Raw genomic sequence first — 19,664 nt, 5'->3', positions numbered from 1 at the left:
CCTCAGACTTCGCGCATCAGTTGGTCAACGGCATCCACCACATCCTGCACGGTGCGTACCGAACGGAAGATTTCCGGTTTGATTTTACGGCCGGTGCGCTTTTGCAGGTGCACCACCATATCAACGGCGTCGATGCTGTCGAGTTCAAGGTCTTCATACAGACGCGCATCCGGGCGGATGTCGTCAGCATCGATTTCAAATAGTGAGGTCAGCAGCGCCGCAACTTCCTGGTAAATCTCGTCTTTATTCGTCATTTTTGCCGCTCTCAGGCTCGCTGTTGTTCAATAAACGCGGCCAGCGTGGCCACGGAAAAAAAGTGCGCGCGCAATGTTTCGCTCTCGGCGGAGAGCTGGACGCCAAAGCGATTTTTCACCGCCAGCCCCAGTTCCAGCGCGTCGATGGAGTCGAGTCCCAGACCCTCGCCAAACAGCGCCGCATCGGTGTCGATATCGTCCGGGCTGATATCTTCCAGATTCAGCGTGTCGATAATCATATGTTTAATATCGTTGATCAGTGCTTGCATACTTACTTCATCTCTTCTGGGACCAGCGCCTGTTGCAGATGACGCGTCAGGCGACGCGCCGCCAGCGGCTGCGCATCTTCATCTGCTTCGCTAAAAGTCTGGCTATCAATACGCGATTGTACGCGCACAGTAAAAAGCGGTTTAACCGGCGGAATCTGATACCAGCGGCTTTGTTTATCCAGCATACGCTGGCTGCAACTGATATGAACCACGCGCAGATCGCATCCGGCGCGCACGGCGATATTCGCCGCGCCGCGCTGGAGCTTAAGCGGCTCGCCGTAACGGGTACGGGTGCCTTCGGGAAAAATCAGGATGGTATCGCCGCGCGCCAGTCGCTGCTGGCTATCCGGCAGCAACGTCTCCGCTTCGCTATTAATCAGATAATCCGCTGCGCGAATCACCCCGCGCAGAAAGAGATTGCGTTGCAGGTCCGCTTTCACCAGGCAATCCATCTCCGGCATCACCGAGGCAATCATCACGTAATCAATCAGCGACGGATGGTTAGCGACAATCAGACAGCCACGATCCTGTTGCAGCAGCGCCGCCCCCTCGATGTGATAGTCATAGACGCCCACAAAGCGGCAAAAACGCAAAAAGCAGCGGAAGCTGAAGGCGATGCTACGACGGGCGATCTGACGGCGGCGCACCGCATCGCCCTGCACCAGTAGCAGCAGGTTGAACCAGATCAACGACAGCAGCAGCCCGCCGACGCTGAACAGGGTAAAACAGACGGCGGTCATCACCAGTCGCCAGTAATAATTGAACGCCGTGCGTCCGAGCGGCAAGGTGTTGTCAGCCATGCGTATGTTCCCACAGCCATTGATGGCGTTCGCCCTGCACGCTAAAGGTGCGCTGCTGGCTCAGCATCGCGTGCAGCCAGAGCAAACTTTGGGGTAGCGCATCAGGTTGGGGGTCAGACCGGGCCTGCGCCTGACAGCGCCAGTCATCGCCCGCACCCAGCAGCAGCGCGACCGCGTAGGGGGCATTGAACGGCATATCAGCCAGCCACGGGCGATAGTAATCCGGCACCTGGCCGTCAAAATCCACCAGCAGCACCTGACGATAGCCCGCCTGATGCAAGGATGTGACTTCAATTAATCCCTGCTGGAAGCTGTCGATCCCCGCTGACAGCGAGCTGGCGACCAGCGGCTGACGTGCCGCAATGGTCAGACTGCCAACCGCGGAGTTGTGCACGGACATGGCAAAATCGGTCGGCGATAGCGCCTGTTGCTGCGCCAGCGTGGTGAGAATGCGCAGGTTACGCTCCAGTTCACCGTGGCGGCTGGTAAATACCACGGCATCCACCTGCTGACGCGCCAGTAACGCCAGCCCACACTCCACCGCCGCCCGGCTGCCGACGCTGAGACGTCGCGCCGTCATCATCGGCAGAAATTGCGGTTTAGCGATGGGTTGGGTGGCATCAATCAGCGGAGCCTGTTGGCCCCACTGCTGCCAGGCGCTGGCAGTAGCAAGGCCAGGCGCAGCGGCGTGCCAGTCGATGAGCGTGTAAGCGAGTTTCATACCTGCATTCTTTCATAAGCCTCAGGGATGGTCAGATTTTCACTGTACGGCATCCCTTCCCTGCCTGGTTCCAGTCATTCGCCAACGACGGATGACTGCCGGGGCGCCAGACGGACAACCGGCCCGTCAGACGTTATTTCGGCAGTATACTGGCTAACTTTACAACCTGGCGACAATCCTGCGCGGACGCCGTTATTTGGCAGCCTGGGCGGCAAGACGCAGCTGGATATCCTGGTCAAGGTTGTGCACCCAGCGGTTGTAATTACGGTGGATCTGGCCGCCACTGGCTAACAGATTCTGGCTGCCCACGTATTGAATGCTGTAGCCATGAGGGGTGTAGGTCACGCGGATATCCGCAGAATGACCACGCTGCGCCAGGCGGCCATTGATCACGCCCGGACCCGCCGGCGTCATGATCCACTGACGGCTGATGCCAGCTTCAATAATGGCGTTTTTCATCTGGCTGTCGCTGTAGTTCTGGCTCAGCGTTTGATTGATGTTATCGATCGGCGCTGTACGTGAAGCACAACCCGTCAACAACGCGGCGGTAATAACGAAAGCAACAGCCAATAAATTCTTCTTCATTTCCTTTTTTTCCCCTGTCATGGCAAACCGCAACTCAGGCGGTCGCGCGTAAAATTACCCGCACTATTCCGTTCAGACTGTGTAAAGCGGTGCGGATAATACCACTTTTTGTAAAGACAAGTAAAAAAAAGCATGAAGCGCTTTGTTATCCGCATCTGACCATGAAAAATCAGATAAATCTCTGATATTGCCTGCGCATCTGCCATGAAATTCAGTGGCGCTATGATCATCATCCTTGCCAGCCGCCGCCCAGCGCGCGGTAAAGATCAATTTGTGCCAGCAGCAGGGTGTTTTTCACGCTCACCACGCTGAGCTGGGTACTGAACAGGGTGCGCTGCGCATCCAGTTCATCCAGATAGGAGGCGTAGCCATTCTGATAACGGTTACGCGCAATGCGCAGCGCTTCACTGACGAAGGTTTGCTGTTTTTCCAGCTCCGTCAGCTGCTGCTGATTGCGGCGAATGGCATCCAGCGCGGTATCCACCTCGGCAAAGGCATTTCTCACAACTTTTTCATAACCATATAAGGTCTGATTACGCGTCGCCATCGCCACATCCACCTGCGCGGTCAAGGCTTCACGGTTAAGGATCGGTGCGAGAATGCTGCCGCCGATACTCCACAGGCGGAACGGATTATCCATCAGCTGGTGCAGTTGATAACTTTCCAGCGTGCCGGTGGCGGTGAGGTTAAGTGAAGGCAGCAGTTGCGCCTGGGCTGAGGCCAGCGAGGCGTTGGCGGCCAGCAGCTGGCGCTGCGCCTGCACAATATCCGGACGACGATTCAGCAGCTGCGACGGCAGCAGCGTCGGTAACGTCTGCGGCTGGATCTGACCGAAATGATCGACACGGGCGATCTGACGCGGGTTCATCCCCACCAGCACGCTGAGCGCGTTCTCCTGCTGGGCAATCTGGTGCTGCAACTGCGGCACCTGCGCTTTTGCCGTCTGGTATTCCGAGGCCGCCTGCATCCACTCCAGCCGCGAGGTATAACCGGTTTCAAACTGACGCTGCGCCAGATTCAGCGAATTTTCTCGCGTCGCCAGCGTCGCCTGGGTGACGCGCAGCTGTTCATCCAGCGCGCACAGGCTGAGATAACCGGACGCCACCGAACTGGCCACGGTTAATTCTGCTGCTGCGGCGGCGGCACGTTGCGCGTCGAGGGAAGCCTCGGCGGCACTGATGCTGTTGCTGCGGCTGCCCCACAAATCAACATCGTAATTGGCCTGCAACAGCCCCTGAAAAACCGCGTTTTCATAGGGTTGTCCGGTAACGGCCGAAAGCGTGCGCTGGTGCGTCGCAGCAACGCCCGCTGACAGCGTCGGGAAGTTATCCCCCTGCGCCGCGCGTAATTCGGCACGATATTGATCGACACGGGCGCGCGCGGTAAGAATATCGCTGTTGTGCTGCAACGCCTGGCTGACCAGCCGGTTCAGGTTGTCATCACCAAACGCGCGCCACCATTGCGCTTCCGGCGCAGCGCCCGGCCCCACCTGCTGCCGCCAGCCGTCGGGGATCGGCAGCGACGCCGGGGCTTTTTCCACTTCGGTGGCACAGCCGCTCAACAGCAGAGCAGTCAGCGTTGCCAGCAGTAAACGGCTCATGGCGCAGCCTCGCGCGGTGCGGCTGCGGTATCAATAGCCACCTCCACCGACATGCCAGGACGCAGTTCACGTAAGTCATCGCCGTGGATTTTGATGCGTACCGGGATGCGCTGGGCAATCTTGACGAAGTTGCCGGTGGCGTTATCCGGCGAAATGGCGCTGAATTCAGAACCGGCGGCGGGCGAGATATATTCCACGCTGCCGTCGAAGCGCTTGCCATCCAGCGCATCGACACGGATGGTCACCGGCAGACCCGGCTGGATGCGCGCCAGCTGCGTCTCCTTCAGGTTGGCAATCACCCATTTGTTATCCGGCACCACCGAGGTCAGGCGCGTACCTGCCGTGACGAAGGTGCCCTTACGCACCGACAGCTGGCCCAGCTGTCCGTGGTCCGGCGCGATAATTCGCGTGTTGGCCAGATCGATATCCGCCAGTTCCAGCGCGGCCTGGGCGCTGGCGACATCGCCCTCCAGCGAAGCGCGATTGACGATCACCGTTTGCAGATTCTGCTGCGATACCGCCAGCTGAGCCTCAGCCTGACGCACCTGCGCCTGCGCCTGGGCATTGGCGGCACGCGCGGCGTCACGTTCGCGCACCGATAGCGATCCATCCGCGGTCAGATTCTCCACTCGCTTGAGGTCAAAACCGCTTTTCAGCGCCTGCGCTTTGGCATTGTCCACCGCTGCCTGATTGCTGAGGATGGTGGCCTGCGCGCTTTTACGCTGCTGTTGGTTGTTATTCAGCGCCGCCTGTTTCATTGCCAGCTGCGCCTGGGCCTGGTGGACACGCTGACGATAGATGCGATCGTCGATGGTCATCAGCAGCTGCCCCTTCTCCACCGGCTGCAAATCCACCACATTCACCGCCGTCAGATAGCCACTGACCTGCGGGCTGATAAAGGTTACCTGGCCGCGCACATAAGCGTTTTCGGTGGACTGAATGGCGCTGGTGAAGGGCCACAGCTGCCAGGCATACAAAATCACCAGCACCCCGACCAGCACGATACCGCTGCCGGTGGCAATCGAAAGAATGCGGCGGCGGTTGGTACGCTCGCGCTCTGCGGCCTGAAGATCGTCCTGTTGACTCATGGGGTCTCCGTTCGGTTTGCTGATAAAGCCTGCTGGCGCTGCTCCGCCAGATTACGTCGTGCCTGCCGCCAGTTGAGGTAACGCTGACGCGTCAGGCGCCACAGCACCCACATCAGCGTCACCAGCGCCAGGCCAGCGGTCAGTAAATAGGTATCGTTGTAGGCCAGGATATTGGATTGCAGCGTGGCGACGGTTTGCAGCTGACTGCTGCTCTGCGCGCTGAGTAAGGTGCCATCCGGCAGCTGGCTGTTAAACAGCGCGCTGTACTGGCTGAGGCGTTCGGTGACGTTGGGATTCAGCTGCGACAGCTGATCGCCCAGCAGGCTGGAGTGATATTTTTCGCGCCACGTCTGGAAGGTGCCGAGGATTGCCGCGCCAATTAAACCGCCGAGGTTCTGGCTCATGCCAAACAGCACCACGAAACTCACCAGATTTTTCGGCTGAGTCACCACGCTACCGATGCCCAGCAACATCGCCGGGGCCATAAAGAACGCGCTGCTGAAACCGAGCAGGAACTGGCTGACGTACATGTTGTCGCCGCGCGTCAGCGGACTGGCCTGCGCATCCATTAGCGAGGCGATGATCATCACCACCAGCGAGATAACAATCGGCCAGCTGAGGTGATTGGGGCGGATAGTTAGCGCGCTTAACGCAATCCCGGCAATCACCCCGAGAATGATCGCCAGCGCCATGCCGCGCATCTGATCGTTAAGCAGACCCAGCTGTTGCAGGAACCCCACCGCACCGGTGTTCTGCTCGGCCAGCACGATGCGCATCATAATCATCACGATACCCAGCCGGATCATCATGCCGTTACTCAGCCAGCGGGTGTTAATCAGTGGATTTTTCCGGTTATGCTCCAGCACCGCCGCCGCCACAATCAGCACCAGCGCGATCGCCAGCGCCACCCCCAGCCAGGGCGTGGTAAACCACCATTCGATACGGCCCAGTGACAGTACCGCGCAGATCAGCGCCATGCCGGGCGCCAGCAATATAAAGGTGACGAAATCGAGTTTCTCAAACGCTTTGATGCGGTCGCCGGGCGGCAGTTTCACCACCAGCACACACCCCAGCGCAATCATCGCCAGCCCGAGTTCAAACAGGTATAACCCGCGCCACTCATCCAGCTGCAACAGCTCGGTGGAGAACAGCCGCGCCAGCGGGATCGCCAGCTGCGAGGCGGTCAGACCAATCACCAGCGCTTTCAGCCGGTGTTTCGCCGGCCATGCCTGGATCTGGTAATAAATGCCCAGCGAACTGAGCGCAGCGCCCACCATGCCGTGCGCGGTACGTACGATAATCGCGGAACTGAGATCGTTCGCCAGCAGATGGAAAAACGCCACCAGCACGTACAGCACCAGAAAGGCTTCGGTAAACAGGCGCAGGCCAAACTGCTGACGAAACTTCACCAGCAGCAGGTTAATGGAGATATTGCCCATTACATACACCGCCGGTAGCCAGGCGATTTCATTGGAATAGGCGGCGAATGTGCCTTGCAGATTGGTGAGGTTAGCGGTGACCAGCGCATTGCTCAGCGCGCCGGTAATTGAGATCAGCAGGCCGATCAGGCCAAACGCGATGCGTTTCGACGGTGAATGTAACGGTGTCGAGGGCGATCCCGGCAGCATGGGTTTTTCATGCGGCAACCACTCCCGCTGAGCATAGGGATTGCGCTTCGTCACGTTACAGGGTTCCCAACCGCGTCAGCAGTTGCTGCAACACCTGTTCGGTGATGGCCAGCGCTTGTGGATCGATATCCGCCAGCAATTGCGTACGCAGCGCGTCTGCCTGCGTTTTCACTTCCTCGAATGCGACGTTGCCTTGTTCCGTCAGCACCAGCAGGCGTTTGCGGCGGTCTTCCGGCGGCTGCACGCGCGCCAGCAGCTGCTGTTTTACCAGCCTGTCCACCAGCGGCACGACGCTGGCCTCCTCCAGCCCAAGCAGCTGCGCCAGCGCTTTTTGCGTCGGCGGTTCACTGGCGGTGGCGACCGTGGCAATCGCCATCCAGCTGCTCATACTCAGGCCACTCTCTTTCAGACGACGATCGACTGCCAGCCGCCATGCGTGGGCGGTGAGGTGCAAGAGACGGGAAAAGGGTTGCGGGTAGTCGGTCAAATCGTAGCGGCCTAATGGTTAGATATCTAACTAAATGGTAACGTTATTATACGCAGAGCCGGTTGTGAATGAAAAGTGTTCGCGTGACAGGCAAAGTCCCAGGGTCTTCACCTCGCGTAATCCTGGCCATAACTGGCGCTGAAGGGTGAAGCTGTACAGCCTGTTTGTATAAGTTATCCTGAAGAAAACGCTATTTATCCGCCTGTAAGCTAAAGATTAGCACAAAATGATCATGATTTTCCTTGTACAGATTAATCCTTATTGTATAAGTTTACTCCCCGTGGGCCGGTTAACGGTCCCGTAACGAATGATGCACTTTGCGTCGCCTCTGAAGGTGTCAGTGGATTTCCACCTTCAGAGGTGTCTTTTTTGTGTGAGTTTGATGGATTGGGGTCTCTCACGCCTGTCCGCGTGAGGGTTATATCATCGCAGGTCTGATCTCCATCGAGTGGGCAGACTGAACCTTAGGGCTTTACACATGCAAAACGCCGCAATGAAGAGCGATCAGGCCATCGCCGAGTATTTTAATCTGGCGAGCAACAACGCAGGCAATGATATGGAAGTGTTTGGTCAGATCATTGCTGAAATCCTGCAAACCGGTATGCCCGTGACCAATAAGGCCATTATTTCCGTCCTTATTTCACGCCTGGAGCAGGAGAGTGACGTCGTTCAACTGGATATCTATCGCCAGTTGCTGGAAATGGTGGTGAATAAAACACCTGACGATATTTCGGTGTGATCAGTGATTCCACGGATGGAATCCTCCCCCCTTTTCATTCCTTTGGCTGGCATCAAAACATTTTGCCCGGTAACATCCTGTTCCCTGTCTGTTTCTCATCTGGTTACTGCCTTGCCGCTCCGGTAAGCGCAACATAATAAAAGAGCCTGCAGAAGTTATGAGCCATCCAACTGAACGCGCCACTGCGGTGGAGAGCGATATCACGGTGGGCCGCGTCTTGCGCTCGCCTGCTTTATTAACCCGCGAATGCCTGGCTGGCGTGATCACCGCACTGGCGCTGATCCCCGAAGTGATCTCCTTTTCGGTGATTGCCGGTGTCGACCCGAAAGTCAGCCTCGTGGCCTCGGTGGTGCTGTGCCTGACGTTATCGCTGCTCGGCGGTCGCCCGGCGATGGTCACTGCCGCTGCGGGGTCGGTCGCGCTGGTGATTGGGCCGATGGTGCACGCTCACGGCGTGGAATATATTTTACCCGCCGTAGTGATGGGCGGCGTAATTCAGATTGTCTTCGGTCTCGCCGGTATGGCGCGCATGATGCGTTATATTCCGCGCTCGGTGATGATCGGTTTTGTCAACGCGCTCGGCATCCTGATCTTTTTTGCTCAGGTGCCGCATGTCTGGGGCCAGTCCGGCCTGGTGTGGGTACTCTTCGCCGTGACGCTGGCGATTGTCCTGCTGCTGCCGAAGGTGCTGAAAAGCGTCCCTTCCCCGCTGGTGGCGATTGTTGTGGTTACCGCCATCGCCCTGCTGATGGGCTATCGTGTACCGAACGTCGGCGATGAAGGGCCGATGAGCGCCGGACTGCCGGGTTTCACCACGCTGCTGGTACCGCTTAACCTGCAAACGCTGCACATTATCTGGCCCACCGCCCTCAGCATTGCGTTTGTCGGGCTGATGGAGTCGCTGCTGACCGCCAAACTGGTCGATGACATCACCGATACCTCTTCCAGCAAACGCCGCGAATCCTGGGGTCTCGGCATCGCCAATATCCTGGCGGGTTTTTATGGCGGCATCGCCGGTTGTGCGATGATCGGTCAGACCATCGTTAACGTTGAACTGGGTAAAGCCCGCACCCGCGTCTCTACCGTGGCCGCCGGGCTGGTGTTGCTGCTGCTGGTCACCGGGTTAAGTCAGATCATGGCGCAGATCCCGATGGTGGTGCTGGCGGGAATTATGATGGTGGTGGCGGTGAAAACCCTGAACTGGCATAGCCTGCAACCGGCCACGCTGAAGCGGATGCCGTGGTCAGAAACGCTGGTGATGGTGCTAACGGTGGTGGTCACCGTCTGGACCGGCAACCTGGCGCTCGGGGTATTGATCGGCGTGATTATCGCCATGATGCTGTTCGCACGCCGCATCGCCCATGTGATCCACGCCGAGCGTCAGCTGAGTGAGGATGGTGAGCAGGTACATTATATCGTGCGCGGCCCGCTGTTCTTTGGCAGCAGCAATGACCTGTTTGAACATTTCGACTACGGTCACGATCCGCAGCAGGTGACTATCGATCTGACCCATGCGCAGATTTGGGACGCCTCAAGTGTGGCGGCGCTGGATGCCATCGAATATCGTTATCAGCGTCACGGCGCAACGGTGACCTTTATCGGACTGGATAACCGCAGCAGCGATTTCCACCGCCGCCTGACCGGAACGCTGGGCTAAGAATGCAATAAAGGCCAGCCGCGTTACCGCGACTGGCCTTTTTTCTTTTTCCGACAGATTACAGGATGGTTACATGGATCCTGTCGTCAATCAGCACCTCCGACTGACCGCTGCTCTGGTACTCGTGATAAACCTTACCGTCAACGGTGACGGTGCCGTTATCCTGCCAGTTGTCAGCGCCGCCGCTTAACTCGACGTTGCCATTTTCGCCGTTAACCATCAGGGCGTCGTGGTTGTCGGCCTCCAGCGTATCCAGCGTCTGGTTATCCACCTTCAGCGTGTTGTTGCCGTTGGACATATCGATGTTATGCGTCGCCTTCAGGGAGTCGGTCAGCGCAGCCAGATCGATGTTCATGTGGTCCCCGTCGAGCATCAGCGCGAGGGCATGATCATCATATTGATCCGACTCTTCACCCAGACTGAACGCGCGCGATGCCGGCGCTGTATCATCAGCAGGGGCTTCATGGCTGTTGTAAACCACATACACCTGACCGTTGTACTGCGGGTTAGTGGTCGTGGCTGAGTTCTGGTTTCCTATCTGAGATGGCGCACCCACCAGCAGATCCGGCATACCATCACCATTCATATCCGCCACATCAACAGACCAGCCAAAATACTGATTTGGCACGGTACCGTAGGTCACTTCACCCCAGCCGTGATCGAGGATGGCCTGGATATCAATCTGACCATTTACCATATATTGCTGGTAATCCGCCTCATGACCGCCATAAACCACATACACCGCACCAACCACCTGGTTGTTGGCGTTTACTGCCAGCGGGTCGGTGATGATCAGATCCTGGGTACCGTCGCCATTAAAGTCATAGCCGCCAACCACATTCAGGCCAAAACCATAACCGCCTTTATGATTGCTACTGACAATGCCGTAACCATAACTGGTATCAAAGTCCGGAACCGTTCCGTTGATACCAATAGTGACGTCATCTTTGATTTGGTTGGTATGCAGAATCCAGACCTTACCATTGGTATTGTTGTAGTTGTCCGATGACGCAGCAATCGCAATGCTGGTCTCGTCACCGAAGCTACCCAGGTTGGCAATATTATGCGTATGCGGATGCCATTCCTGGTTACCCACCTTGTCAGCTCCAGCCGGTGCGATTGGAGACTCATTAAGGAAGTTAGAGCCAATGTTACTGATAGTGATCAACTGCGAGGGATCAATATCATCGAGACCGAAGTTCTGTGGCAGGCCGCCTTCCGGGATCTGATAAAAATACCAGGCACCGCGCGTATTTGACCCCACCGTCAGCGCTTCCGGATCGGCAATAGCGAGGTATTGATAGCCGTCGCCAAAAATATCTCCGACCAGTTGCATATCAGAGCCAAAGTTATAGCTGTAGACGGTACCTGTCGTATCGCTATTGCTGGTATTTCCGTGGTTGATACTGCCCACCGTCATACCATCAGGAACGTCCCCTTTTGGCACCCAGACCGCATGTTCAGCGGTGCTACCCGCAGGAACCGGACCCGCCGTCATCGTGATGTTGCCCCAATTCTCGCTCTTCGGGTCGAAGGTAATGGTCGAAATCACCCCCCTCTCACCACGCGGCGCGGAAATGTCGCTGATCAGGATGGTCATGGTGCCATCACCATTCATGATGGAGTTCACGTTGTAGCCAAGCCAGTGACTCCATGAGTCATCATTGATCATGAAGCCATAGGGGCTGTGTCCTCCTGGGGCGTTGGTGATTTCTCCCAGATCGAAGTTCTTCGTCAACGCTTCTTCTTTAATGATGTAAGTGCAGTCAAGCTGGTGAGAATAGATCGTTACCCAGCCATTGCCTAAATCCCTGATACCGTAACCTTCATAGGCCGTGGTATCAGGACTGCCGTTAAAATCAGCATCACTGGTGTTGTTGGTCATAATCACACCCATCTCAGGGTGCGCAGCGAACAACGCTTCCATACTGGCGCTGCCATCTAACAGGTAGGCAAAGTCTTTGTTAACCGCGTAAACCGTCCCCTGCTTGTTGTTGTTTGTCCCCGACATCGGTGCGCTGATATAGATGAAGTTATCGCTGACCATGATGGCATAGCCAAACGTATCACCGCCCCCTCCGACTTCCTCAGAGAACAGCACCGCAGGCGGTTGCGTGATCGTCCAGTCGCCGTCCGCTGAGCCATTCAGGTAGCCCGGCTGTGATTCGTTATTGGCGTCATCCACCACCACCGCGCTGATCTGGTGCGAGCCAGTTCCTAACGCGTGATTTGCATCCGGGGTATATTCCCAGCTGCCGTCGGCTTTGACAGAGATACCTTCCGCAATAACCGTGCCATCCTTATCTTTGATGGTGACGGTCACCTTATCGTAGGTGTCGCCATCCGCCAGCGTGACTTTGCCGGTGAAGGTCGGCATTGTGTCGGTTTTATCCGCATCTGTCACAATGGTGGTGGTGTTGTCGTTGGTCGTATCCACCGTGAACGCAGGAATCGGCGCCGCAGCGGAATGGTTGCCTGCTGCATCGACTACCTGGGTTTGCAGGTCCTGGTAGGCCCCGTCTCCCATCTCAGGCATCGCCGTGCTCCACACGCCATCGCTATCGGCGGTGGTGCTGGCCATGACATTGCCGTCTTTGTCGAGAATGTAGACGGTGCTGCCCGCTTCCGCCTTACCGCTAATGGTCGGCGTGTTATCGTTGGTTTTACCGCCAGCTGGCACAGCCACATTGGTCTGATCATTGGTAACCACGATATCCGAGGCAGCGACAGGCGGGGTATTATCCTGGTTGTAGTTCACCGGATCGGTCGTCGCACCGTCATTGCCAGCGGCATCGGTCAGGGTGGCAGTGATCGCGTGATCACCCTCGCCCAGATCCTGCTCAGGCGTGAATGTCCAGCTGCCGTCGGCGCCAACCACTGCGCTCCCCAGCACTACACCCTTGTCTTTGATCATGACCAGATCGCCTTCCTTCGCGTCCGTTGCCTGCCCGCTGATGGTCGGCTTTTTGACGTTGGTCGGGTGCTCACTGTCGATCACATTGTTCTCACCATCGGTGATGGCGATGGTGGTGGTTCCCGTCGGTGCTTCAGTGTCCTGAACGTATTCCACCGGGTTGGTAGTCATCCCGACGTTGCCCGCCGCATCCGTCAGGGTGGCGGTGATCGCGTGGTCACCCTCGCCCAGCGCTTCTGTCGGCGTGAAGTTCCAGTCGCCCTGATCATCAACCACAGCCGAACCGATTACCTCGCCCTTATCTTTGATAATGACGATGTCGCCCTTCTCCGCAGGTGTGACCTTGCCGCTGATGGTCGGGGTGCTGTCGTTGGTCGGTTTGCTGCCATCAATCACCACGCCATCATTGTTGGTAAGCTCGATAGTGGTGTTACCCTGCGGCGGCACGGTATCCTGGTCATACGATACGGTAGCGGACGGCGCGCCTTCGTTGCCCGCCTGATCCTGCACCGTCGCGGTGATTTCATGCGGACCGTCCTCCATTGGCTCGGTCGGCGTGTAGCTCCAGCTGCCATCGTCGGCAACCTCGGCGCTGCCAATCACTACACCTTTATCTTTGATCAGCACCGTATCGCCCGGCTTGTTGCCGTTCACTTTGCCGCTAAAGGTCGGGGTGTTGTCTTTGGTCGGGTGGTTAACATCGATTGTATTGCCAGCATCGTCAGTGACCTTGATGGTGCTGGAACCGTCTGGCGGCAGCGTGTTCTGGTTATAATCCACGCTGTTGGACGGCGTACCCTGGTTGCCTGCGGCATCGGTTACGGTGGCGGTGATTTCGTGGTCACCATCGCTCAGTTCCTGATCCGGCGTATACGTCCAGTTACCGTCAGCGTCAATCACCGCAGAGCCAATCACTTCACCCTTATCTTTGATAATGACGATATCGCCTTCGTCCGCGCCTGACACCGTACCGCTGATGGTCGGCGTGCTGTCGTTGGTCGGCTGGGAGCCGTCAATCACAACGCCATCATCGTTGGTGATCTCGATAGTGGTGGTGCCCGATGGCGGCACGGTGTCCTGCTCGTAATGAACGGTGTCAGACGGCGTACCTTCGTTGCCCGCCTTATCCGTTACCGTCGCAGTGATGTCGTGAGGACCGTCACCCAGTTCATTCTCCGGCGTATATGTCCAGCTGCCGTCGGCTTCAATCACCGCAGACCCCAGTACATTGTCGCCGTCTTTAATAACCACTTTATCGCCCGGCTCCGCGCCATCGACATTGCCGCTGAAAGTCGGCGTGCTGTCGTTGGTCGGTTTGCTGCCGTCAATGATATCGCCAGCGTCGTTGGTAATGGTGACGTTGGTGGTGCCACTCGGTGGCGTGGTATCGATGTTGATCGGCAGATCGGAGGAGGTGCTGTTACCGGCCGGATCGGTCACGGTGATGCCCATATCGTGGTCACCCTCGCCCAGCGGGGCATCCGGGGTGATCTCCCAGTGACCGTCGCCATCCGCGACCGCAGAGCCGATAACATTACCATTGCCATCGGTGATGGTGATGGTGCTGCCCGGCTCAGCATCGCCACCGATGGTTGGCGTGCTGTCATTGGTGGTGGTGTTATCGTCCACCGGACGGCCATCAACGGTGATATTGCCTGCCGCATTCGGCGGGGTGGTATCGATAGTCAGATCAACATGTTGTGAATCACCCGTGTTGCCAGCCGCATCCTGCAGTTCAGCAGAAATCTGATGCGAACCTTCGCTCAGATCCTGATCCGGTGTATAGGTCCAGTTGCCATTGTCATCAATGTCCGCATAACCGAGAACCGTATCGCCATCCTTGATCACCACGCGATCGCCTGCTTCGGCACCGGAAACGGTACCGGTAAGCACCGGGGTGGAATCGTTAGTCACGCCGTTGGTCACCTGCGACGGATTCGCGGGATCGTTGTCATTGATGATCTGAATATCAGACAGGGTGCCGGTCGGCGGTGTGGTATCAACGGTGACCGTGATATCAGAGGAGGTGCTGTTACCGGCTGGGTTGGTCACTGCGACTTCCAGATTGCTGCCGCCTTCAGCCAGCGGAACATCCGGGGTGATCTGCCAGTCACCGTTGCCATCAACCACTGCTGAACCGATAACGGTATCGCCATCTTTAATGGTGACGGTGGTGCCCGGCTCTGCTTTGCCGTGAATGGTTGGGGTTGAGTCGTTAGTCGCCTGGCCTGCTTCCAGCAGATTGCCGTCTTTATCCGCGATCACGATGCCATAGGCTGGCTCGGGATGACGGCCGCTGTCAGGCGTCGGAGAACCGCCCGCGCTGCTGTTGTTATTGTCCGAACCGCCGCCGCTATGATGGGAAGCGGCAATGGCGCCGCCAGCAATGGCTGCCGCGGCAAGACCTGCCGCTGCTGCCGCCCAACCCGTGGACAGACCAAACAGGCCTGCGGCGCCTTTATCGTCGTTGTCATCCTCTTTTTGGTCGGCGTCTGCCTTAACAGCCATGTCGCCTTCCTGAGCGGGCGCGGCTTCCTGAACGCTGCTATCACCCTCGGTCAGCGCGCTGACCTGCGAGGCCGCTCCGGCAGAGGACCAGCTGTAGAGACGACCCTCGTCGTCGATACCGTAAATGTCCGGCGGCGTCTGCTGGGAATAGTAATCCTCGATAATCACCGCTGGCTGTTTGCCATCTTCAGTGAAGATCTCCAGATTGTCGCCGTGACGAACAAATTTCAGGCTTTTGATTGAAGCAATGCTTTCGCCTGCTTTTATTACAATCTGCCCATGAGGTGGCGATTGAATCGTTAATTGTGTCAACGGTTCAACCTGGAGGATAACGTTATTTTTGTTGGCAGTGATGTCAGCTGCGTGACTCTGCGTACTACCCGTTAACGATGGAGCTGTCATTTTCATTTCCTGGTTTCGTATTTCAATATTTCATTTCGTTGTGCGACTTCACACATGGGTAAGCAACCCGGTTTTCGCGTTGCCTTGATAAAGAAGCAACTTACGACAAATGATAAATGCTGAGTTACGGGAAAGATATATTAAGGCCCAGCTTTATATATGAAATAGATCTGAGTAAAACAATGAAAATCAGGAATAAATTAACTGGAAAATACAATCCAATCATATGATTTTAAAGGAATTTATTTGTAAACATTTGCACATTATCAGATCTCATAACTTAATCACAGGCAGCAAAACCCTTTCCTTATTATTATTACGCATCTTTTTTAACCCTTCAAAAAAACGAGAAAACAGAAAGCAAAAGACGTAAATAAAAGATCAGAAAAAAACGAACACATAGAGAAATTCCTTAATTGTAAAAAGATGTTTCGCGTAATTTAAGAAATGCATCAATGATATTGTTTTTCGTATTCGCGCCAAAATAACCGCCCGATAAATTACCTGATAAATAAACCAATAAATAAAGGCAGAAAACCTTCAACCCTCCAGGATTGGAAAAATATTTATATGAAAGAGAACACGAACTCGCCTCCGGCTGAACGCCCGGAGACCGATACCCTACTTAATAGCGTCACCTGGCTGGTTAACTACCATGGGAAAGCAGCCAGTGAGGACGTCCTCTATGCGGGACTGCCGCGCGGCGAGCGTCTGACGCCCGATATTGCGGTGAGAATGCTGGAACAGGCAGGGATTCAGGCTGGCTGGATGGAACGCGATGTCCTGACGCTGTCGGAAAACCTGTATCCGGTCATTATTGCCACCCAAAGCGGCGAGTATCTGATCCTGCAGGAAAAGCAGGACGGACTCTATACGCTGCTGGCCCCTGCTGACGGCACCCTGCGCCATCTCGCTGCTGACGCCCTGGCAACCGAGTCGGCTGGCTTTGCGCTGCTGTCAAAGCTGAAGGTGCAGCCTGCCGCGCGCAGTGAAACGGATATCCTGCCGGATGCCGAACGCTCGGGGCATTGGCTGTTCTCCAATCTCTGGCGCTATCGTCAGTACTTTTACAGTGCCGCTCTGGCCGCGCTGCTTGCCAACATTCTGACCTTATCGACCACCTTTTTTACCATGAACGTCTATGACCGGGTGGTGCCAACGGGTGCGTATGCCACGCTCTGGTCGCTGGCAATCGGCGTGCTTATCGCCATCAGCTTCGAATTCATTACCAAGCAGATACGCACCTGGCTGGTGGACTCCGCCGGGAAAAAAGCCGATCTGCTGGTCGGTTCGCTGCTGTTTCGTAAAACGCTGGCGATTCGCATGGAGTGCAAACCGCGCTCAGCGGGTTCGTTTGCTAACCAGCTGCGTGAGTTTGAGTCGGTCAGGGACTTTCTCTCCTCGGCCACGCTGGCCACTCTTTCCGACCTGCCCTTCTGTGCGCTGTTTCTCAGCATTATGTTCGCCATTGGCGGCCCGCTGGCGGTGATTCCGCTGCTGGCGATTCCGGTCATTATCATTGCCGGGATTGCCATTCAGTGGCCGTTGTCGCGCTATATGAAAGAGAACATCAGCGAGATTTCGCAAAAACAGGGGCTGGTTATCGAGACCATCGTCGGACTTGAAACCCTCAAGGCGGCGAAGGGTGAAGGCGTGATGCAAAAACGCTGGAATGACTACAGCGCGCTGGCAGCGGCGTCCTCGATGAAAACCCGCTACCTCTCCACCCTGACCAGCAATTTTGTCAGCTACGTGCAGCAGATCTGCACCGTGCTGATCGTGCTGTGGGGCGTGTATCTGATTCATGCCGGTGATCTGACAATGGGTTCGCTGGTGGGGATGGTGATCCTTTCCGGGCGTTCTTTATCACCGCTGGCAGCCGTAGTCGGCTTAGCGATTCGCTACCAGCAGGCGAAAACCGCCTTAAAGTCACTGAATCAGCTGATGGCGATGCCGACCGAGCGCGACAAACAGGCGAATTTTTTACCGTCGCCACCGCTTAAAGGCGACATCAAACTGCGCCACGTCGGCTTCCATTATCCCAAAACCGGGATGCAGGACCCACAGACTATTCTGCATCCGTTAAACCTCAAGATCCGTCCGGGTGAGCGCGTGGCGATTCTGGGCAGCATTGGCAGCGGCAAATCGACGCTGTTGAAACTGCTCGCCCGTCTCTATCTGCCAACCCAGGGTCAGATGACGATGGACGGCCTCGACGTTAACCAGATCGATCCCGCTGACTGGCGTTCCGCCTGTGGTTATGTCTGTCAGGACAACCGCTTATTCCAGGGAACGTTACGGCAAAACATCGTGATGGGAAATCCCGCCGTGAGCACCGAACACTTTTTACAGGTGACGGCACTGACCGGGATCGATGCCATCGCCCGCCGTCATCCGGCCGGTTACGACATGCCGATTGGCGAGATGGGCCAGGGGCTATCCGGCGGACAAAGGCAGCAGGTCTCGCTGGCCAGATGCTTACTGCTTGATCCCTCCATATTGCTGATGGACGAACCGACCAGCTCAATGGATAGCGGCTCAGAAGCCCAGTTTATTGCGCAGCTGAAAAAGGTGACTGAAGGGAAAACGCTGGTGGTCGTCACCCACCGTACGCCGGTACTGAGCCTCGTCGACCGCATTATTGTGCTGGAAGACGGCAAGGTTCTGGCGGATGGGCCAAAGGCACAGATTATGGCGAAAATGGCCACCGCAGCGCACAAGGCGTCCTCCCGCACCGTAACCACCCCACGCGAGGAGACAACTCATGCGTAATAAAAATCACAAGACTCATCTGAAGGCTGAGGACATGTCTTTCCTCGACGATCTGCAAAGCGCGATTATTTTGCAGAAGACACCCAAAAGTATGCTGGTTCTCTGGCTGCTGTTGATTGTGGTGGTGACGGCGCTGGTCTGGGCGCATTTCGCCGTGGTCGAAGAGGTCACCAAAGGCGAAGCCAAGGTGATCCCCGCCAGTCATGAACAGATCATCGAAAGTTTTGAGGATGGCACGCTGGAAGCGCTGTTCGTCAAAGAAGGCGAGCTGGTGGAAAAAGGACAACCGCTGCTCAAACTGGACTCGACCCGTTCTGAAGCCAACTACCAGGAAGAGTTGTCGAAATCTTACGGTCTGAAGGGCGCTATCGCCCGTGCCCGTGCAGAAGCCTATGATTTACCTCTGGATTTCCCGGAAGGCATCAAAGATTTTCATCGCATCGTTCAGGACGAAACCAAAGCCTATGAGACGCGACGCAAATTGCTGGATGAGAGCATCAGCTCCCTGTCTCACAACCTGCATCTGGCGGAAAAAGAGGTGAATCTGTCAGAACCGCTGGCGAAGCGCGGGCTGATCTCGGATATGGAGATTCTGCATTTGCGACGTCAGGCTAACGATCTTCGCTTGCAGATCGCCGACCGCACCAACAAGTACCACTCTGAGGCCAACAGCGAGTTGACCCGTCTGGAGTCTGAGCTGGCCCAGGTAGAGGCGCGTCTGGTGGGACGTAGGGACGTGATTAAACATGCGCTGATTAACGCTCCGGTAAAAGGGACCATCAACAGCATCAAAATCACCACCATCGATGGGGTGATCTCACGCGGGGAACAGATTATGTCCCTTATTCCATCAGAAGATAATTTGCTGCTGGAAACCCGGATCAAACCTGCCGAAGTGGCCTTTTTACGCCCTGGTCTGCCCGCAACGGTCAAGATTTCAGCCTATGACTTCGGCATTTATGGCGGCCTCAACGGCGTTATCGAAAGCATCAGCCCCGACACCATTATTGATGAAACCAAAGCACGCTCAGGCCGTGAGGATTCGACCTACTACCGGGTCTACATCCGCACCCACGGCACTGAGTTACACGTTAAAGACAAAAGCTTCCCGATTATTCCAGGGATGACGGCCAGCGTAGAAATAAAAACAGGTGAAAAAACCATCCTGTCTTACCTGCTCAAGCCAGTTCTAAAAGCGCGCGAAGCCTTCAGAGAGAGATAATAGTATGCGCAAAACACT

General features: G+C 56.3%; 14 protein-coding genes. 4 read left to right on the top strand and 10 right to left on the bottom strand.

Annotated features, from left to right (window positions below):
* Nucleotides 1–2: 2 nt before the first annotated feature.
* The 9 genes from AC6I8V_RS07325 to AC6I8V_RS07285 form a co-directional block, all read right to left on the bottom strand.
* Nucleotides 3–254 carry an acyl carrier protein gene (locus AC6I8V_RS07325; protein WP_497845222.1) on the bottom strand — a complete coding sequence of 84 codons (252 nt, stop codon included), beginning with the start codon at nucleotides 252–254 and terminating at the stop codon, nucleotides 3–5.
* An 11-nt stretch (nucleotides 255–265) separates the two neighbouring features.
* Nucleotides 266–523 carry a phosphopantetheine-binding protein gene (locus AC6I8V_RS07320; RefSeq protein WP_497845221.1) on the bottom strand — a complete coding sequence of 86 codons (258 nt, stop codon included), beginning with the start codon at nucleotides 521–523 and terminating at the stop codon, nucleotides 266–268.
* A gap of 2 nt (nucleotides 524–525) precedes the next feature.
* The gene (locus tag AC6I8V_RS07315; RefSeq protein WP_497845220.1) at nucleotides 526–1,323 is read right to left on the bottom strand and encodes a lysophospholipid acyltransferase family protein; all 798 of its coding nucleotides are present in this window, start codon (nucleotides 1,321–1,323) and stop codon (nucleotides 526–528) included.
* Nucleotides 1,316–2,044 (bottom strand): beta-ketoacyl synthase chain length factor, encoded by a 729-nt coding sequence (locus AC6I8V_RS07310; protein WP_497845219.1) that lies wholly within the window; start codon nucleotides 2,042–2,044, stop codon nucleotides 1,316–1,318. The genes AC6I8V_RS07315 and AC6I8V_RS07310 overlap by 8 nt, the downstream gene beginning before the upstream one ends.
* A gap of 192 nt (nucleotides 2,045–2,236) precedes the next feature.
* On the bottom strand, nucleotides 2,237–2,629 hold the full coding sequence (locus AC6I8V_RS07305) for a hypothetical protein (protein WP_497845218.1): 393 nt from the start codon (nucleotides 2,627–2,629) through the stop codon (nucleotides 2,237–2,239).
* Between the two features lie 229 nt (nucleotides 2,630–2,858).
* Nucleotides 2,859–4,229 carry an efflux transporter outer membrane subunit gene (locus AC6I8V_RS07300; RefSeq protein ID WP_497845217.1) on the bottom strand — a complete coding sequence of 457 codons (1,371 nt, stop codon included), beginning with the start codon at nucleotides 4,227–4,229 and terminating at the stop codon, nucleotides 2,859–2,861.
* The gene (locus AC6I8V_RS07295) at nucleotides 4,226–5,317 is read right to left on the bottom strand and encodes an HlyD family secretion protein (RefSeq protein WP_497845216.1); all 1,092 of its coding nucleotides are present in this window, start codon (nucleotides 5,315–5,317) and stop codon (nucleotides 4,226–4,228) included. Before AC6I8V_RS07295 ends, AC6I8V_RS07300 begins: the two co-directional genes overlap by 4 nt.
* The gene (locus tag AC6I8V_RS07290) at nucleotides 5,314–6,999 is read right to left on the bottom strand and encodes an MFS transporter (protein WP_497845215.1); all 1,686 of its coding nucleotides are present in this window, start codon (nucleotides 6,997–6,999) and stop codon (nucleotides 5,314–5,316) included. Before AC6I8V_RS07290 ends, AC6I8V_RS07295 begins: the two co-directional genes overlap by 4 nt.
* Nucleotide 7,000: 1 nt before the next feature.
* Nucleotides 7,001–7,432, bottom strand: a complete 432-nt coding sequence (locus tag AC6I8V_RS07285; RefSeq protein WP_497845214.1) for a MarR family winged helix-turn-helix transcriptional regulator — start codon at nucleotides 7,430–7,432, stop codon at nucleotides 7,001–7,003.
* Between the two features lie 478 nt (nucleotides 7,433–7,910).
* Here AC6I8V_RS07285 and AC6I8V_RS07280 point away from each other — a divergent pair, with 478 nt between their 5' ends.
* Together AC6I8V_RS07280 and AC6I8V_RS07275 are read left to right on the top strand one after the other, a co-directional pair.
* Nucleotides 7,911–8,171, top strand: a complete 261-nt coding sequence (locus AC6I8V_RS07280; RefSeq protein ID WP_497845213.1) for a biofilm/acid-resistance regulator YmgB/AriR — start codon at nucleotides 7,911–7,913, stop codon at nucleotides 8,169–8,171.
* Between the two features lie 157 nt (nucleotides 8,172–8,328).
* Nucleotides 8,329–9,828 carry a SulP family inorganic anion transporter gene (locus AC6I8V_RS07275; protein WP_497845212.1) on the top strand — a complete coding sequence of 500 codons (1,500 nt, stop codon included), beginning with the start codon at nucleotides 8,329–8,331 and terminating at the stop codon, nucleotides 9,826–9,828.
* Nucleotides 9,829–9,886: 58 nt separating this feature from the next.
* Here the strand turns inward: AC6I8V_RS07275 and AC6I8V_RS07270 are convergent, their stop codons facing one another.
* A complete protein-coding gene (locus AC6I8V_RS07270) occupies nucleotides 9,887–15,562 on the bottom strand; it encodes an Ig-like domain-containing protein (RefSeq protein ID WP_497845210.1) in 5,676 nt (1,891 codons plus the stop codon).
* 660 nt (nucleotides 15,563–16,222) lie between these two features.
* On the opposite strand from AC6I8V_RS07270, the gene AC6I8V_RS07265 reads away from it, so the two are divergent.
* Together AC6I8V_RS07265 and AC6I8V_RS07260 are read left to right on the top strand one after the other, a co-directional pair.
* Nucleotides 16,223–18,424, top strand: coding sequence for a type I secretion system permease/ATPase (locus tag AC6I8V_RS07265; protein ID WP_497845209.1), 2,202 nt, complete (start codon nucleotides 16,223–16,225; stop codon nucleotides 18,422–18,424).
* Nucleotides 18,417–19,646 carry a beta-barrel domain-containing protein gene (locus AC6I8V_RS07260; RefSeq protein WP_497845208.1) on the top strand — a complete coding sequence of 410 codons (1,230 nt, stop codon included), beginning with the start codon at nucleotides 18,417–18,419 and terminating at the stop codon, nucleotides 19,644–19,646. Before AC6I8V_RS07265 ends, AC6I8V_RS07260 begins: the two co-directional genes overlap by 8 nt.
* The last annotated feature ends 18 nt before the right edge of the window (nucleotides 19,647–19,664 follow it).

It is taken from the genome of Pantoea sp. X-Soil-TKNS-1207, from assembly GCF_059730485.1.
Note: the sequence above shows the minus strand (reverse complement) of the source record. Positions and strands in the feature narration are given on the sequence as shown.

What these genes read in the sequence shown, in the direction of transcription:
- AC6I8V_RS07305 (WP_497845218.1), bottom strand. Translation starts at nt 2,629, where the DNA reads ATGAAGAAGAATTTATTGGCTGTTGCTTTCGTTATTACCGCCGCGTTG.
- AC6I8V_RS07325 (WP_497845222.1), bottom strand. Translation starts at nt 254, where the DNA reads ATGACGAATAAAGACGAGATTTACCAGGAAGTTGCGGCGCTGCTGACC.
- AC6I8V_RS07265 (WP_497845209.1), top strand. Translation starts at nt 16,223, where the DNA reads ATGAAAGAGAACACGAACTCGCCTCCGGCTGAACGCCCGGAGACCGAT.
- AC6I8V_RS07275 (WP_497845212.1), top strand. Translation starts at nt 8,329, where the DNA reads ATGAGCCATCCAACTGAACGCGCCACTGCGGTGGAGAGCGATATCACG.
- AC6I8V_RS07295 (WP_497845216.1), bottom strand. Translation starts at nt 5,317, where the DNA reads ATGAGTCAACAGGACGATCTTCAGGCCGCAGAGCGCGAGCGTACCAAC.
- AC6I8V_RS07310 (WP_497845219.1), bottom strand. Translation starts at nt 2,044, where the DNA reads ATGAAACTCGCTTACACGCTCATCGACTGGCACGCCGCTGCGCCTGGC.
- AC6I8V_RS07280 (WP_497845213.1), top strand. Translation starts at nt 7,911, where the DNA reads ATGCAAAACGCCGCAATGAAGAGCGATCAGGCCATCGCCGAGTATTTT.
- AC6I8V_RS07300 (WP_497845217.1), bottom strand. Translation starts at nt 4,229, where the DNA reads ATGAGCCGTTTACTGCTGGCAACGCTGACTGCTCTGCTGTTGAGCGGC.
- AC6I8V_RS07260 (WP_497845208.1), top strand. Translation starts at nt 18,417, where the DNA reads ATGCGTAATAAAAATCACAAGACTCATCTGAAGGCTGAGGACATGTCT.
- AC6I8V_RS07320 (WP_497845221.1), bottom strand. Translation starts at nt 523, where the DNA reads ATGCAAGCACTGATCAACGATATTAAACATATGATTATCGACACGCTG.
- AC6I8V_RS07315 (WP_497845220.1), bottom strand. Translation starts at nt 1,323, where the DNA reads ATGGCTGACAACACCTTGCCGCTCGGACGCACGGCGTTCAATTATTAC.